We start from the raw sequence: 16,887 nt of genomic DNA on the forward strand, positions 1-16,887 counted from the left end.
CCGCTTACAACTCAAGAGAGAGAGACAAATGGGTTCCAGTTACTTGTCGAAAGGCATCAAGCGCACGGCCCTGAGTTTGGCCCTGGGTGCCTGCTTCGTGGGTGGGGTACAGGCGCAGTCGAACTCGGCCGGTGCCATCACCGGTCGCGCCATCGACGGCGACACCATCACCATCGTCAGCCCGGACACCGGTTTCACCCGCACCCTCAACGTCAGCGGCGACGGCAGCTATCGCTTCTCCGCGCTGCCGACCGGTAAGTACACGATTACCCGCAAGGCGGCTGATGGCACCTCGTCCAGCCGCGACATCACCGTCACCGTCGGCACCGCCGCGAATGTCGATTTTGCCCGCGCGGCGCAGGCTTCGAGCGGTGCCACGACCTTGGACGCCGTCCAGGTCGTCGGTTCCAACGCCATCAATCCCATCGATGTCTCCTCCGTGGAATCCACCACGGTGCTGACTTCCGAGCAGATCGCCAAGATCCCGGTGCCGCGCAACATCACCGGTGTCGCCCTGCTGGCGCCCGGCACCATCAAGGGCGATGCCGCCTTCGGTAATCTCGCTTCGTTCGGTGGTTCGTCGGTCTCGGAGAACCAGTACTACGTCAACGGCTTCAACATCACCAACACCTTCAAGAACCTCAACTTCGCGCAGATCCCGTTCGAGGCGATTGCCGAACAGCAGATCAAGACCGGTGGCTACGGTGCGGAGTTCGGCCGTTCGACAGGTGGCGTGATCAACCTGATCACCAAGCGCGGCTCGAACGAGTTCCATGCCGGCGGTAACGTTTTCTGGGAACCGGAGTCCCTGCGCGAAGCCACGCCGAACTACTATTGGAACAACGGCCAGCTGATTGCCGACAATTCCAAGGACAAGGGCTGGGAAGCCACTGCATCGGTCTGGGCGAGCGGGGCCCTGGTGAAGGACAAGTTGTTCGCGTACGCATTGCTGCAGTACGGCCGTACCGAAACGGATGCATATCCGGGTACCGAGAACGGCTTGAGCTTCCGTTCCCTCAACAACACCCAGACCCGGCAGAAATCGCCGACCTGGTTGGTCAAGCTGGACTGGAACATCACCGACGATCACTTGTTGGCGCTGACCGCGTTCTCGGACAAGCGCAAGAACGAGCGGGAGTACTACCGCACCACGTTTGGTGATGCTGCTTCCCCGAGCACCAAGCCGGGCCGCGGCAACTACATGGGCACGGTATTCAGCGAAGAAGGCGGTGACAACTACTCGTTGAAGTACACCGGCTACCTGACCGAGAACTTCACCTTGTCGGCTCTGGCCGGCCATGGCGAGTTCACCCGTACCAACTATGCGCGCGAAGCTGATGGTGCGGTAATTCGCTACAACGGCGACCTCAACGAGGTGGTGGGTGGTTGCCCGGTGATTTCCAGCAGCCGCAACTGGCGCGCCAACAATGGCAACACGCCCCCGCCGGGATGCTTCATGCAGGGCACCCTCACGCGCGCCGACGCCAAGGACACGCGTGACCAGTTCCGCCTGGATGCCGAATGGCTCCTGGGCGACCATGTAGTCCGCTTCGGCTATGACGTCGACAACTTTGAAACCGTCGACGGCGGCGCCTATTCGGGCAACTATCAGTACCAATACAACTCCAACCTGTCCGGTACCAACCAGTTCGTCCGCCGCTACAACATTCGCCAGGGTTCCACGGTAAAGGTTGAGCAGGAAGCCTTCTATCTGGAAGACACCTGGAACATCACGGACAACTTCCTGGTCTATGGTGGTGTTCGTTGGGACAGCTTCGAGAACAAGAACGGCCGCGGCGAGAGCTATGTCAAGATCGACAACCAGTTCGCTCCGCGCATCGGCTTCTCGTGGGACGTGAATGGCGATTCCTCATTCAAGATCTTCGGTAATGCGGGCCGCTTCGCGCTGCCGCTGACCGCGAATGTCGCGGTGCGTGGTGCCAGTGCGTCCATTTACCAGATCCAGGACTTCACCTACACGGGTATCGATCCCGAGACGGGCCTGCCGTTGGGCATGGCACCGGGCGGCGGTCCATACAGCACTCCGTTCTACGCCAACGGCGAGAATGGTGGGCCGAAGAACCCGGAAAGCATCGCGTCCACGAACCTCAAGCCCATGTATCAGGATGAGTACATCCTCGGCTTCCAGGCTCAGCTGACCGACCATTTCTCGGCAGGTGTGCGCGGCGTGTATCGTGAACTCAAGCGCGCGATCGACGATAGCTGCGACTATGGTGCGATCCTGGAATCCGCCGGCTTCACCCAGCGGTTCGACGGGGATGACAACTTCCTGGGTTGGGCCGATGGCAATGACCGCTTTGCGGTTACGCCGAACGCCGGTTTCCCCTATTGCCGCCTGTACAACCCGGGTTCGGACGCGGTCTTCATGACCGACTTCTTCAATACCGGGCAGCTGACCGCCACCACCGTCAAGGCTGATCGCCTGGGACCGGACGCCAAGCGTACCTACAGCGCCCTGGAGTTCTTCTGGGAAGGTGCGTGGGACAAGTTCTTCCTGCAGGGTTCGTACACCTACGCCAAGAGCAAGGGCAACACCGAAGGCGGCGTCAAGTCCGACATCGGTCAGGCGGATACCGGCACCACGCAGGACTTCGATTATCCGGAACTGATGCTGGGCTCGTTCGGTTACCTGCCGAATGATCGTCGCCATACCCTGAAGCTGTTCGGCAACTGGGAAATCACCGATGAATGGTCGGTCGGCGGCAATCTGCTGGTCCAGTCCGGTCGTCCGGAGAACTGCTTCGGCATTTATGGCGGCGACCCGACCAACTACCGTGTCGCCTATTTCTCCTGCGATGCGGGTGAACCCACCGGCCTGGACAACGGCAGCACGATTGTCGACCGTGGCACCGTCGGCCGTACGCCGTGGACCACGACGTTCGATCTGAACGTTGCCTACCGACCGTCGTTCGCGGATGGGAAGCTGGCTTTCAAGGTCGATGTGTTCAATTTGTTCAACTCGGACAAGCCGACTTCGGTGGATGAGGAAGGCGAGGACGATCTGGGTAGCCCGGCAGGTGCGCGCAACACCTACCTGACCCCGCTGTCCTGGCAGACCCCGCGCTCTGTCCGCTTCATGGTGCAGTACGACTTCTAAGCAATACCGGAAGTCTGCTTGAAAGGACGGCCGCCCTTGGGCGGCCGTCCTGTTTTTGCTCTATCCTTTTTCTTTATCCCACGGAGCCGAGCGTGCAGAATCCTGACATTGGTGCCTACGTCCAGCGTGGGCGGCAAGCGATGATGGAGCGCCGTTTTGACGACGCGCGCGGCATATACCAGCAGATTCTCGAACTAGATCCGGCCCAGCCGCGAGCGTGGCTGGCCTTGTCCGCACTTGCGCAGAGCCAGGGCGATTTCCGTCAATCATTGCGCGCAGTGCGTTCTGCTGTACCGGCTTGGAAGCGCAGCGGCAGCCAGCAGTTCATCACGGAACTGAGCATGCGCCTGCTCGTACTCGGCGAGTACCGCGAGGCCAGGGACATCATTGCTTCCGCAAACTGGTCCGATCCGGTTGTACTGCGCTATAGCATGGGCCTGGTGCAGTATCTGGGGCTTGTCGAGGCGCACGAACAGGCCCTCCAGCTGGCGGACCACGCCTTGTCGAGGATAAGCAGCCCCCCCGTGGAGCTGTTTTATTCTCGGGCCACTGCGCTTCGCTATCTGGGCAGGATGCAGGAGGCGACGGAAGCATATGAGCGCTGCATAGCATTGAACCCGCTATACGCCGAGGCACATTGGGCATTGGCGCATCACGAATCGGCACATTCTCCCGGCGCAAGGGTCCAGCGCTTGCGCAAGGCAATAGCGCACACGAGTGCGGAATCGGAAGACGCCATCTACCTGCAATACGCGCTCTTCAAGGAGCTTGATGATGCAGGAGATGTTTCCGAAGCGTGGCGTGCGCTCGAATTGGGTGCACGCAAGAAGCGAGAGAGGATCCGGTATGACGCATCGCTGGACGACGCCGGGTTCAGGGCTTTGCAGGAAACATGCTCCGAAGGATTTTTCGCGGATGCTCAAAGCGTCGAACATGGGGCAGGGCACACACCGATCTTCATCGTGGGTTTGCCGAGGAGCGGAACGACGCTTCTGGAGCGTCTGCTTGGAAATCATCCAAGAGTGAAATCAGCCGGCGAACTCAATGATTTCCCTTCGCAGATATCCTGGGAAATAAACCGCTTCCTGGGCGAGTGTCCAGACCGCGATACACTCAAGGCCTGCGGCCAGATGGATTTCGCCGCACTTGGAAAGGCATACCTGGACAGGACCGCCTGGCGTGCCGAGGGAGCGGATTTCCTCGTCGACAAGCTACCCAACAATGTTCTCCACGCAGGCTTCATCCGCAAGGCACTGCCGAAGGCCAGGATAGTCATCATGCGACGAAACGGCCTGGACAGCTGCTTTTCGACTTTCAAGCATCTTTTTTCCGGGAGCGCCTATCCCTACAGCTACCATCTGCAGGAAATGGCGGCCCATTACGATCGATTCGAACGCCTCGTCGGCCATTGGGAGCGGGTACTCGGTGACGGGGTACTGACGGTCGATTACGAGACATTGGTCAGCCAACCAGCGCTGGTCGTTCCGCAGATCGCGAAGTTCTGCGGAATCTCCTATCAAGACGGAATGCTGGATATCCGGAGGAACATCTCTCCGTCGGCTACGGCGAGCGCATCGCAGATTCGCGAAGGCGTCCATGTGCGCAACGTGGATAGCTGGAAGCGATACGGGTGGGCTCTTGGAGAGCTATCGATTGCGCGTCCGGGATAGGTTGCATCTGCAACTTTTAACGGGACGGCTCGCAGGTTAGTCGAGCCATAGGATGCAAGGCACGCGTCCGGTCCGACGATCTGAACGTAACCCAGGACGAGAGGTGTATCCTAAGCATTTGATTCTAAATGAAATAAGTTGCTCTGAGTGTAATTCAAATTCTGCTCTCACCCGTAAAAGTTACGTTATTCTTCGGTCACCAGACACCATTGAGTGTCGGTTCATTTGGGTCGGGCTGCTTGCAACCCGGGCTTCTATTGACTTGAGAGAGAGAGCACAAGATGACTACCCACAAGGGTTCCAGCTACTTGTCGAAGGGCATCAAGCGAACGGCGTTGAGCCTTGCGCTAGGTGCCTGCTTTGTTGGCGGAGTGCAGGCTCAGTCCAACACGGCTGGTGCGATCACCGGCCGTGCGACGGCGGGCGACACGATCACCATCACGAATCCGAACACCGGGTTCTCGCGCACCATCACGGTCGGCGGGGATGGCAGCTATCGCTTCTCGGCGCTTCCGACCGGCCAGTACACCGTCACCAGCAGCAGTGGCGGTTCGCGGAACGTAGTGGTCAGTGTGGGCACGGCTTCCAGCGCGGATTTCGTGACCAGCAGTGGTGCGGCGACGACCCTTGATGCGGTCCAGGTCGTCGGCTCCGGCTTCATCAATCCGATCGACGTCTCCTCGGTCGAGTCGACCACGATCCTCACCGCCGAGCAGATTGCGAAGATTCCGGTCCCGCGTGACGCGACCAGTGTCGCGCTGCTGGCTCCGGGTACCGTGCGTGGCGATGCCGCGTTCGGCAATCTTGCGTCGTTCGGTGGCTCCTCCGTTGCCGAAAACCAGTACTTCATCAACGGCTTCAACATCACCAACTCGTTCCGGAGCCTGAACTTCTCGCAGGTGCCATTCGAGGCCATCGCCGAGCAGCAGGTGAAGACCGGCGGTTACGGCGCGGAGTTCGGGCGTTCGCTGGGCGGCGTGATCAACCAGGTCACGAAGCGCGGTACCAATGAATTCCACGCCGGTGCGAATTTCTTCTGGATCCCGAAGAGCCTGACTTCGGACGTGGATAACACGTATCTGCGCAACGGCACCCTGCGCCAGGACAATTCCAAGGACACCGAGTGGGAAGCCACGACCGCGGTCTGGGCGAGCGGCGCGCTGATCAAGGACAAGCTCTTTGGCTACGCCCTGGTCCAGTATGGCCGCGAGCAGGCTGAAACCTGGGGCAGCGTCGTCGCCAGTACCAACACCAGTGCGGAAACCAAGAACCCGAACTGGCTGGTGAAGTTGGACTGGAACATCACCGATAACCACCTGCTGGAACTCACCGCGTTCTCGGACAAATCCAAGGTCGAAACGGACATCTACGCCAATGATATCGGCGTGCTGAATCGAGGCGACTTCATCGGTACCAACTTTACCGAGCAGGGCGGCGAGAACTATGTCCTGAAGTACACCGGCTACCTGACCGACAACTTCACCCTCTCCGCACTGGCTGGCCATGGCGAATTCTCTCGCAGCCAGCATCTTCGTGCCGCCAATGGCACCGAAGTCCGGTATCAAGGCGATCTGAACAATCCGGCGAGCGGCTGCCCTGTCGTGGTCGATGGTCGCCCGGGCTATCGTCGTGCCATCACCGGTACCTACTTCAGCACCTGCAACATCACCGGTACCACTGTTGACCGTGTTGACTCCGGCGATACCCGCGACCAGTTCCGACTGGACGCCGAGTGGCAGCTTGGCGATCACCTGCTGAAGTTCGGCTACGACGTGGATGACTACGAGTCGCTGGCCGGCGTGTCGCTGGAAGGTGGCCGCCAGTGGAACTATTCCACCAGCAACGGTCCGGACGGCGACCCCAATACGGGTGACGAGTTTGACATCGTTCGCGAGCAGGTCTTCAGCCAGGGTGCGACCGTCAAGGTCAAGCAGCGCGCTTTCTATCTGCAGGACAGCTGGAACGTTACCGATAACTTCGTTGCCTACCTGGGCCTGCGCTGGGATACCTTCGAAAACATCAACGGCCAAGGTCAGACTTACGTCAAGATCGACAATCAGTTCGGTCCGCGCCTGGGTTTCTCCTGGGACGTCAACGGTGATTCTTCCTTCAAGCTGTTTGCGAATGCAGGCCGCTATGCGCTGCCGCTGACCCCGAGCGTTGCCGTTCGTGGTGCCAGTGCCTCCATCTTCAGCCGTGAGGAGTTCGACTTCACGGGTGTCGACCCTGTGACCGGTGCTCCGACCGGACTGACTTCGCGCGGCACCTTCCGCTACCTGAATGGCGAGGACGGCCATGCGAAGAATCCGCTGACGGTGGCCGCGAAGAATCTGGACCCGATGTACCAAGACGAGTTCATCCTCGGCTTCCAGGCCCAGCTGACGGATCACTTCTCGCTGGGTGCACGTGGTATCTACCGCGACCTCAAGCGTGCGATCGACGATAACTGCGACTACACCGCCATCCTGGATGCCAATGGATTCACGCCGCGGTTCAATGGCGACGGTGACTTCATCGGCTTTGCGAATGCCAATGACCAGTTCGCTGCATTGCCGAGCGCCGGCTTCCCGTACTGCCGTATGTACAACCCGGGTTCGGACGCGATTTTCGTGACCGATTTGCTGGGCGATGGCACCCTGACCACCAATACTATCGCCGCTGATCGCCTGGGCCCGAAGGCCAAGCGTACGTACACCGCGCTGGAAGTGTTCTGGGAAGGCAACTGGGACAAGTTCTTCCTGCAGGGTTCCTACACTTACGCCAAGAGCAAGGGCAATACGGAAGGCGGCGTGAAGTCGGATATCGGCCAGGCTGACACCAGCGTCACCCAGGACTTCGACTATCGCGAGCTCACGGTTGATACGTACGGCTACCTGCCCAACGACCGTCGCCACAGCCTGAAGCTGTTCGGTAACTACCAGTTCAATGACGAATGGAGCGTGGGTGCCAACCTGCTGGTGCAATCGGGCCGTCCGTTGAACTGCTTGGGCGTGCTGGATCGTGACCCGAGCCGCGGCCCGGGCGAGCCGGTCAACCCGGAAACGTACGATCCGCACCCCTACGGATCCTCGTTCATGCGCTGCAATAACACTCCGGTCCCGCGTGGTACGGCTGGTCGGTTGCCGTGGACGACGACGTTTGACTTGAATATCGCTTATCGGCCGTCCTTCGCCGAAGGCCTGCAATTCAAGTTGGACGTGTTCAACGTCTTTGATTCGCAGAAGGTCACCTCGTACAACGAAACGGCGGAAGTCGCCAACACGGGTGCTGCTTCGGAAACGTACCTGCTGCCGCTTTCGTTCCAGGCGCCGCGCACCGTGCGTTTCATGGTTCAGTACGACTTCTGATAGACACCGTCTGATTCGTGTTTTGTTGACGGCCGCCTCTTTGGGGCGGCCGTTTTTTTTGGAGCGGAAATTTTTTGGAATGAAGGCTGAACGACAGGGGGAGCTCGGCTGTTAGGCGACGTACGGCATTGTTTCAGAAGGGGCGCTCTGCTATTCAGTGCGCTTGACCAACCATTGAGGAGCACTCGGATGCGCAGGCTGGGAATGGTCGCTTGTTGGAGCTTGTTGATGGTTGCGGCAGGGGGGACGTTCGCCGCAAAGCCGCCGGTGGTAGTCCAGGAAGGAAGGCTGGGACAAGACTGGAAAGTTGCGGACGGCGTGCAGCTCGCCGCTCCCGGATATCCCGCATCGGGACAGGAGAGTGCGAACGTATGCATCAATCTGGGATACGCGGTCGATGAAGACGGCAGCATCCAGGACATGGTCGTGCTGAAGTCATGGGGAGAGAACTCCGCTGGCGAGCCGCTGACGGAAGAGGGAATCAAGCCCTTTGCCCAGGCTTCGGCGTTGGCCGTTTCTTCCTGGCGTTTCGCGCCCAAGGAACATGTCAGCGAGCCCGCGCGGACGGTAACCTCAACGACACTGGCCTTCGTCAACGGGAAATCACAAGGCGAAGTGCGAGCGCATTGCGCGATTGAGAATCTTGCTGTGTTCCTCGATGAGAACCGGCCGAAATTCCGGCGCGGCGAGTCGATGAGGGCGAGTGACCTGGATGCGATCTATCGCGGCCTCAATCGCCAAGAGAGGATCAACAACGCCAATCGGACCATCGGCCAAGGCGCCAGATAGCGGATGGCGGGGACGGTAGCGACCCGGGTAGGGTGACGATGGCGGGACGTGGTGGCTGATGTATGATGCCTGCGCATGAATTCATCCGCAGAGCAGCTCGCCAAGTTGGCTGAACAGTACGCCGGCCAAGGAAATTGGAGCGAGGCGCGGCGCATTTATGAACTGATACTTTCCCGTTCTCCGGGCAATGCCGACGCGGCGATACAGCTCTCCTACGTAGAGTCACTCGGGGGAACCTATCGCGCTGCCCATCGATACGCCATGCTGGCGCTTCAGGCGCGGCCCCGGGATCCGCGGACACTGGGCGAGTTGCTGAAGCGCCTGCGGACTTTCAATGAAGCCGAGGCCTTGCTTGCCTGTTTCAAGGCGTTGGGGCCATTGGGGAGTGTGCCGATTCCCCTGCTTATCGCTTTCGCGGCCCAACTGAGCTATCTGAACTGCCAGGAGAAGGCGCTGGAGCTCCTCGATGAGGCCAAGCGAGGCGATCCCGACTATCCGACAACGCTCATGGCGAGGGCACAGGTACTAATCTACTTGGGCCGCTTCTCTGCGGCCGAACAGGACCTCCAGTACTGCCTGCGGCGCGCACCCGAGATTGCCCAGGCCTGGTGGCTGGTATCCCGCCTGCGCAAGCAGAGCAAGGAGGCGAACCATGTGGATCGCCTGCGCCGCCTGCTGGCCGTGCCCGGCAAGCGGGCCGATGAAGTGGCGTTGCTGGGCTTCGCGTTGCACAAGGAACTGGACGATATCGGCGATGTGGCCGGCGCCGGCGAGGCGCTCACGCTGGCCTGCCGGGCCAAGCGTTCCACCCTGAAGTACCAGAGCGAGGAATCGAGGCGGCTGGTCGATGCGCTGATTGAAGTCCCCGTGGCGGCAACCACGGCGCCGCGCTCCGGGGGCACCGGCGATTCGTCCCGGATTCCGGTCTTCATCGTCGGCATGCATCGGTCCGGTACCACCCTGCTGGAGCAATTGCTGGACGGGCACCACGACGTGCACGGCGTAGGCGAGCTTTACGATTTCACCAGCCAGATGCGTTGGGCTACCGATTACCACTGCCGTGGCGTGATCGACGAGACCTTGGTGCGGAAAGCTGCGGAGGGCGTGGACTATGCCGCGGCAGGGCAGGGATACCTGCAGAAGATGGAATGGCGGCTTGGCAAGGAGCGCTTCTTCACCGACAAGCTGCCGTCCAACTTCCTCAACATCGGCTTCATCTGCCAGGCGTTGCCGCAAGCGAAGATCCTGCACATGGTACGAGACCCGGTGGAGACCTGTTTCTCAAACCTGCGCGAGCTGTTCTCCGATGCCAATCCCTATTCCTACGACCAGCAGGAACTGGCTTTCTATTACCGCCAGTACGAGCGGTTGATGGCGCATTGGCGGACCGTGTATCCGGGGCGGGTGCTCGATGTCGACTACGGCCGACTGACCCGGGATACCGAGGCGGTGCTGCGCGAGGTATCCGATTTCTGCGGTTTCGCGTTCGAGCCGGGCATGCTGGCCCTGCAGGAACGCACCCGCGGGGTGGCCACCGCCAGCGCGGTGCAGGTGCGGGACCGGGTGGTGGCGCTGGAGCGGCCGAAGTGGGCGCCCTACGAGGATTATCTCCAACCGCTGATCCGCGGCTTGAGGGCGGAAACCGCTTAAACCTTTCCCCGCGCCGGCACATCCAAAGGGATATGCTGAACGCTGCCGTGACCGACCTGATGACCGACACGACCGCCCTGGTGGCCGCCGAGACCGACAATGGCCTGGTCCGGGCCGCCGTCGGCGGCGACATGCGCGCCTTCGAAGCGATTTACCGCCGCCACGCCGGCCGCATCCACGGCGTCATCCAGCGCCTGGTCGGTGGCCAGGGCGTCCGCGCCGACGACCTGACCCAGGAAGCCTTCGTCCGGGCCTGGCAGGCGCTCCCGCAGTTCCGTTTCGAAAGCGCCTTCAGCACCTGGCTGCACCGGCTCGCGGTCAACACCGCGTTGATGGAACTGCGTTCGCGCCGGTCGCAGCCGCTGTTCGACGAAGACGAGGACCGCCTGGACGATCTGGGCATGGCCGATTCCGCCGGCCAGCACACCGCACTGTCGCTGGACCTGGAACGGGCCGTGGCGACCTTGCCGCCCCGCGCGCGCGCGGTGCTGGTGCTGTACGACGTGGAAGGCTGGAAACATGAAGAGATCGCCGGCGAACTGGGCATGGCGGTCGGCAGCTCCAAGGCGCAGTTGCATCGCGCCCGCCAGTTGCTGCGTGAAAGATTGGGAGTAGAAGCATGAACGAAGAAAACGATCGCCTGCGTTGGCAGCTCAAAGGGCTGCGCCAGGACACCCCGCCGACCCGGGATCTGTGGCCCGGGATCGCCGCCCGGATCGCCGGGCTGCCGCAACCGGAAGCCGCACCGGGACCGGAGCGTGGCCATGGGTTCCCATGGAGAAAGGGCGCATCACCCGATCATGGCGGGAGCCTCACGCGCACGGGTGCGCGACGGCTGGTGCCCTGGGCGATGGCGGCCTCGATGCTGCTGGCGGTCGGTTTCCTCTGGCAGGCCACGCACCTGACCTCGCCGCAGGAGCCCCTGATCCGGCAGGAAGCAGCGCTGCTGACCCGGGATTACCAGGGCGCGCTCGCGCAGATCCAGGGAGCCGAAGCCCATCCGGAACTGGGAGGCGCCCTGCAGGAGCTGGATCGCAGTGCCGAGGAGATCCTCGCCGCGCTGGATCGCGCACCCAACACGCGCTTCCTGCTCGAGCAGTTGCGTCGCACCTATGCCAAGCGCCTGGCGTTGACCCAGCGCGCCATGATGAGTTGACCAAGGAGCCCTCCATGCACATGTTCAGAACTTCCCTGCTGTTGCTGTCGTTGGTCGCGGCATTCCCGGCGCTGGCCGGAACGCCCATCAACGAGAGCCATCCGCTGGATCCGCGCGGACGCGTGGATGTCAGCAACGTCAAGGGTCGCATCCAGGTCCGCACCTGGGACCGGGCCGAGGTCAAGATCACCGGCACTCTTGGCGCCGGCGTCGAGAAGCTGGAAATCGATGGCGGTGGCGAACACCTGAATGTCTCCGTCCGCTACCCGAACGGCAGTGGCTGGGGCGAGCGCAGGAGCGAGCCGACCGATCTGCAGCTGATGGTGCCGCTGCGCGCGGATCTCGAGATTGATTCGGTGTCGGCGGATGTCGATGTGGAGGGCGTGGCGGCGGGCTCGTTGTCGATCGAAGCGGTCAGCGGGCAGGTGGTGGCAATCGGTGCGCCGCGGAGCGCGGACATCAGCTCGGTCAGCGGCGACGTCCGCCTCACCCTCAACAGTCCCGAGGTCGATGCGCAGACCGTCAGCGGCAGCCTGACTCTCAACGGGCGTCTGAACGGCGAGGTCACCGTCGAGAGCGTCTCCGGCAACGTCAATGTCGCGGTCAGGAACGAGCGCCTGCGCGAGTTCAAGGCCAATACGGTGAGCGGCGATCTCCGGGTCAGCACCGGCGTGGCGCCCAAGGCGGAGTTCCACATGGAGACGGTGAGCGGCAACGTGCTGCTGATCGTGCCGAAGAATCTGTCGGCCGAGGTTCGGGGCGAAACCTTCAGCGGGGATCTGCGCGCGCCGGGTGTGAAGGTCGAGCGCGGCGTGGGACCGGGCGCCAGTTTCCAGACCCGCTATGGCAGTGGCGATGGCGACATCAGCCTGGAGACATTCTCCGGCAACGCGGAGCTCCGGTTCGAGTAAGGACGGAGGGGCGGTACAAAGCAGAAAGGCCGCGAACGTCGCGGCCTTTTTCTTGTTGCGGGTCCGTCATGCCGAAGCGGTGCGGTTGGCTTGGGCGTCAGAGATCCTGTTCGTAGCGCACGTAGGGCACGGTACCTTCATCGGCCTTGTCGTTGCTGAGCGAGAACGGATTCTTGCCCCGGCTGATGACGTTCTCCGCACCTACCGTCAGCTGGCCGCTCCACGGGGTGCGCCAGGTGAAGCCCAGGCCCAGGCCTTCCCACTTGCCCGGCTGGCCCGGCACGTCGATCACGCGGCCGATGATGTTGGCGCTGAAGGGACCATAGCCGCCGCCCACCGTGAAGGTCTTGCTGTTCCAGTGGTCGGCGATGGCGGGCAGGTCGGAGGCGGGCACCAGGCGCGCCCGGGCGACCGCGCCGCCGATGGACACGAAGCCTTCGCGGCCGATGTTCTTCTCGCCGAACACTGCCAGGTCATTCTGCTCGACGCGACCCGCGGACACCTTGTTGCCGCCGGACAGCCAGACCGGCAGGGTATCGCGGCCGGTACCGGCCGAAAGGCCGAGACGCCCGCCGGGCCGGTTGAGGGTCGCGCCCGCACTGAGACGTTGGCTACCGCCGGTGGCGTCGTCGTTGTCCAGCGCAGCCAACATGCAATGGCTGGCCAGGCTGCCGATGTTGCCGACGATGCCGCTCTGCCGGTTGCAGACCAGGCCGAGCGAATCCCCGGCTTCCAGGCCGAAGGCGGCGCTGAGCGTATTGCTGCCGAAGCGCCAGCGCGCGCCCGCGGCGGTCTCGCCGGTGGGCTCGAGCAGCAGCACGGCTTCGACCTTGCCGTTCGCATTGTTGAGGATGGGGAGGGCGGTCGGCGCGGCGCGCTCGGACTTCTTCTGCTTGTTCTGCGCAGCCGCGCCCGTTGCCACGCCAAGGGCGAGCAGAACGGCTAACGGTAGTCGCAGATGACGCAGTTTCATGGCTCGCTTCAGACCCCGATCGTTGACGCGGAGTTCCCCTCCCGAAGGGGAACTGATGCTATGCCGTTTATGTTTCTTTAACAAGTCCCCAAGACCCGCTGGTCTCCAAAATAACGCTACTGGAGTCTGGCAGGGGCCTCGATTCCGACCGACGGCAAGGTGAAAAGTTCCCCGATCTGATTGGTATCAAATTGGTACTTTTGGCCGCAGAACTCGCAGCGTACCTCCGCCGTCCCGTCCACCAGCGCCGCCCGGGCTTCTTCCTCGCCCAGCGACTGCAGCATCGCCGAGACCCGCTCGCGCGAGCAGGAGCAGCCGAAACTCAACGAACGCTCGGTCATCCGTTCCGGTGCTTCCTCATGGAACAGGCGATGGATCAGCAGATCCGGCGGCGTGGCCAGCAGTTCATCCCCGGACAAGGTGTCGAACAGCGCGCCGACGCGATTCCAGCCGTCGGCATCACCCTCGTCGCTGGGCAGCTTCTGCAGCATCAGCCCGGTGGCGCGCCGTCCGTCGCTGGCCAGCAGCAAACGGGTGGGCAACTGCTCGGACTGGCGGAAGTAGTCCTCGAAGGCCTCGGCCAGCGATTCGGCGTTCAGTGACACCAGGCTCTGGTAGCGCTGGGGTTCGCGCGGGTCCAGGCCAGGATTCTCGATGGTGATGGCCAGCAGGGCATCCTCGCCCAGTTCGCGCAGGTCGCGGGGAGCATCGTGGCCTTCCTCGAGTTGGGCGATGCCGCGCAGCGTGCCGGCCGCGGTGCACTCGGCGAACAGGGTGCGCAGCGGCGCCCGGCTGCGCAGTTGGATCGACAGGCGGCCATCGACCTTGGTGTGGCCGGTGAACAGCACGGCCGCGGCGCAGGCTTCGCCCAGCAGCCCGGCGGCGGCGGGCGGATAGGCCTGGTGCGACAGCAGTTCGCGCCATGACGCGTCCAGGCGCACGGCCACGCCGCGCACGCCGGCCTTGGGCAGCAGGAAACGCAGCTGGGTGTCGGTGTCGGGGCTGGGGTTCACGAAGACTCCGGGGTGCGGGAAAACGGGCCGCATCGGCATAATGCGGTCTTGCGATGACGATGGGTGGAATCACGATGGGGGCGAACCCGGCCTTCCTCAAGACGGCAGGCCAGGACGTGAAGACTTCCCGGTGGCGGCGCTGGAGGCGCTGGCTGCTGGCGCTGCCGTTCCTGTTCGCCGCGGCCAGCGTGCTGCAGGTGCTGGTCCTGCGCTTCGTCGATCCTCCGCTGTCGGCGTTCATGGTCGCGCGCCAGATCGAAGCCTGGGGCGAAGGCGACTGGAACTTCCGCCTCCAGCATGCGTGGCGCGACCTGGACCGGATCGCGCCGAGCCTGCCATTGTCCGTGGTCGCGGCCGAGGACCAGAACTTCGCCGATCACAACGGTTTCGATTTCAAGGCCATCGAAAAGGCCCGCGCCAGCAACGCCAAGGGACGCCGGCTGCGCGGCGCCAGCACGCTCAGCCAGCAGGTCGCCAAGAACCTGTTCCTGTGGCAGGGCAGCAACCGCCCCTCGCGCTGGGTGCGCAAGGGTTTCGAGGTCTGGTACACGCTGCTGATCGAAACCTTCTGGCCGAAATCGCGAATCCTGGAAATGCACGTGAACATCGCCGAGTTCGGTGACGGCGTCTATGGCGCCCAGGCGGCGGCCCGCCGCTACTGGGGCAAGGATGCGTCGCGGCTGTCGCCGGCCGAAAGCGCGCGCCTGGCGGCGGTGCTGCCGGCGCCGCGCCGCTACAACGCGCGCAATCCCGGTCCGTACGTGCAGCGCCGGGCCAACTGGATCCAGCGCCAGGTACGCCAGATCGGTGGTGCGGCCTATCTCGAGCATCTGGATTGAGCCGGCCATGAGCGACGATCTGCTGACGGTGGTGATCGCGGCGCGCAACGAAGCCGATGCCCTGCCACACCTGCATCCGCGCATCGCCGCGGCGCTGGATCGGATGGCGGGCATCCGCGGGCGCGTCCTCTATGTCGACGACGGCAGCACGGACGGTACCTGGGACGTCATGCGGCGCCTGGCGCAGGAAGACGGCCGGGTATCGCTGCTGCGGCTGTCGCGCAACTTCGGCAAGGAGGCAGCCCTCACCGCTGGATTGGATCAGGTGCTGGAGGGAGCCGTCATCATCCTCGACGCCGACGGTCAGGATCCGCCGGAACTGATTCCCGATTTTGTCGCGCGATGGCGCCAGGGTTACGACAACGTGCATGGCACCCGCATCGCCCGCGAGGGCGAGGGCTGGCTGAAGCGTTCGACGGCGCACCTGTTCTACCGGCTGATCGGCCGGCTGTCCAAGACCCCGATACCGGCCGACACCGGCGATTTCCGCCTGCTTTCGCCGCGCGCGCTGGAGGCGCTGCGCGGACTGCGCGAACGCCACCGTTTCATGAAGGGACTGTTTGGCTGGGTCGGCTATCGCCAGACCGCCATCGCCTACCGGCGCGAGCCGCGGCTGGCGGGAAACAGCAATTTCGGATTCTGGCGGCTGTGGAACTTCGCCCTGGAAGGCATCACCAGTTTTTCCACCGCGCCGCTGCGCGCCGCGACCTACCTGGGCGTGCTGACCGCGCTGCTGGCGTTCCTGGCCGCGATCTGGGTGATGGTCAAGGCGATGCTGTGGGGGGATCCGGTGGCCGGCTGGCCGACCATGATGACCGTCATCCTGTTCCTGGGCGGCGTGCAACTGGTGGCGCTGGGCATCATCGGCGAGTACCTGGGCCGACTCTACGAGGAATCCAAGCAGCGTCCGCTGTACCTGATCGACGAGTGGCAACCCGGCGCGGCAGGAGTATCCTTGGGCCAGCCCGATCGTCCTTCCCATGGAGGCAGTCATGCGCACGGTACGCCAGCTGTTGGGGGCCAAGAGCCCTGAGGTTTTCGCGGTTTCTCCGGACGACTCGGTACTCGATGCCATCAAGCTGATGGCGCAGAAAAGCGTGGGTGCGGTGCTGTCCATGCAGGGAGCGAGGCTGTGCGGCATCGTTTCCGAACGCGACTACGCGCGCAAGGTGGTGCTGCAGGGACGCTCCTCGGCCAACACGCCGGTCCGCGACATCATGACCAGCCGGGTCGTCACGGTGGGGCCGGACGACACCGTCGATCGCTGCATGCAGATCGTCACCGAGCATCGCATCCGCCACCTGCCGGTGCTGGAAGGCGATCGCGTGGTGGGGGTGATTTCGATCGGCGATCTGGTCAAGGCGGTCATCGAGGACCAGCAACTGGAGCTGGATCAACTGCAGCGCTATATCGCCAGTTGA

General features: G+C 62.9%; 13 protein-coding genes. 11 read left to right on the plus strand and 2 right to left on the minus strand.

The genetic code is table 11. The features are described 5' to 3' along the window. Window positions 1-28: 28 nt before the first annotated feature. The 8 genes from AC3DE2_RS02540 (at window position 29) to AC3DE2_RS02575 (ending at window position 12,641) form a co-directional block, all read left to right on the plus strand. Window positions 29-3,118, plus strand: coding sequence for a TonB-dependent receptor (locus AC3DE2_RS02540; protein WP_488424955.1), 3,090 nt, complete (start codon window positions 29-31; stop codon window positions 3,116-3,118). A 92-nt stretch (window positions 3,119-3,210) separates the two neighbouring features. Then, window positions 3,211-4,788, plus strand: coding sequence for a tetratricopeptide repeat-containing sulfotransferase family protein (locus AC3DE2_RS02545; protein WP_488424956.1), 1,578 nt, complete (start codon window positions 3,211-3,213; stop codon window positions 4,786-4,788). Window positions 4,789-5,096: 308 nt separating this feature from the next. After that, a complete protein-coding gene (locus tag AC3DE2_RS02550) occupies window positions 5,097-8,135 on the plus strand; it encodes a TonB-dependent receptor (RefSeq protein ID WP_488424957.1) in 3,039 nt (1,012 codons plus the stop codon). Between the two features lie 189 nt (window positions 8,136-8,324). After that, a complete protein-coding gene (locus tag AC3DE2_RS02555; RefSeq protein ID WP_295377439.1) occupies window positions 8,325-8,924 on the plus strand; it encodes a hypothetical protein in 600 nt (199 codons plus the stop codon). Window positions 8,925-8,999: 75 nt separating this feature from the next. Continuing rightward, complete coding sequence (locus tag AC3DE2_RS02560; RefSeq protein WP_488424958.1) at window positions 9,000-10,574, plus strand: tetratricopeptide repeat-containing sulfotransferase family protein; 1,575 nt, start codon at window positions 9,000-9,002, stop codon at window positions 10,572-10,574. A 59-nt stretch (window positions 10,575-10,633) separates the two neighbouring features. Next, window positions 10,634-11,197, plus strand: a complete 564-nt coding sequence (locus AC3DE2_RS02565; RefSeq protein ID WP_488425243.1) for an RNA polymerase sigma factor — start codon at window positions 10,634-10,636, stop codon at window positions 11,195-11,197. Further along, window positions 11,194-11,730 carry a hypothetical protein gene (locus AC3DE2_RS02570; protein WP_295377443.1) on the plus strand — a complete coding sequence of 179 codons (537 nt, stop codon included), beginning with the start codon at window positions 11,194-11,196 and terminating at the stop codon, window positions 11,728-11,730. Before AC3DE2_RS02565 ends, AC3DE2_RS02570 begins: the two co-directional genes overlap by 4 nt. A gap of 20 nt (window positions 11,731-11,750) precedes the next feature. Then, the gene (locus AC3DE2_RS02575; protein WP_488424959.1) at window positions 11,751-12,641 is read left to right on the plus strand and encodes a DUF4097 family beta strand repeat-containing protein; all 891 of its coding nucleotides are present in this window, start codon (window positions 11,751-11,753) and stop codon (window positions 12,639-12,641) included. Window positions 12,642-12,738: 97 nt separating this feature from the next. On the opposite strand, the gene AC3DE2_RS02580 is transcribed toward AC3DE2_RS02575, so the two are convergent. Both AC3DE2_RS02580 and hslO read right to left on the minus strand, forming a co-directional pair. Continuing rightward, entirely contained in the window at window positions 12,739-13,578 is an 840-nt protein-coding gene (locus AC3DE2_RS02580; protein WP_295377462.1) for an XOO1806 family protein, read from the minus strand. 152 nt (window positions 13,579-13,730) lie between these two features. After that, window positions 13,731-14,627 (minus strand): Hsp33 family molecular chaperone HslO, encoded by an 897-nt coding sequence (gene hslO, locus AC3DE2_RS02585; protein WP_488424960.1) that lies wholly within the window; start codon window positions 14,625-14,627, stop codon window positions 13,731-13,733. 74 nt (window positions 14,628-14,701) lie between these two features. Between hslO and mtgA the strand changes: the two genes are divergently transcribed. From mtgA to AC3DE2_RS02600, 3 genes are read left to right on the plus strand one after another with little or no spacing between them, the layout of a single operon-like run. Beyond that, window positions 14,702-15,466: a monofunctional biosynthetic peptidoglycan transglycosylase gene (mtgA, locus tag AC3DE2_RS02590; protein ID WP_488424961.1), complete on the plus strand. Its 765-nt coding sequence runs from the start codon at window positions 14,702-14,704 to the stop codon at window positions 15,464-15,466. A 7-nt stretch (window positions 15,467-15,473) separates the two neighbouring features. Beyond that, window positions 15,474-16,499 carry a glycosyltransferase family 2 protein gene (locus AC3DE2_RS02595; protein WP_488424962.1) on the plus strand — a complete coding sequence of 342 codons (1,026 nt, stop codon included), beginning with the start codon at window positions 15,474-15,476 and terminating at the stop codon, window positions 16,497-16,499. Next, window positions 16,459-16,887: a CBS domain-containing protein gene (locus tag AC3DE2_RS02600; RefSeq protein WP_295377452.1), complete on the plus strand. Its 429-nt coding sequence runs from the start codon at window positions 16,459-16,461 to the stop codon at window positions 16,885-16,887. Before AC3DE2_RS02595 ends, AC3DE2_RS02600 begins: the two co-directional genes overlap by 41 nt.

Source organism: Pseudoxanthomonas sp. 68-E7, from assembly GCF_057773145.1.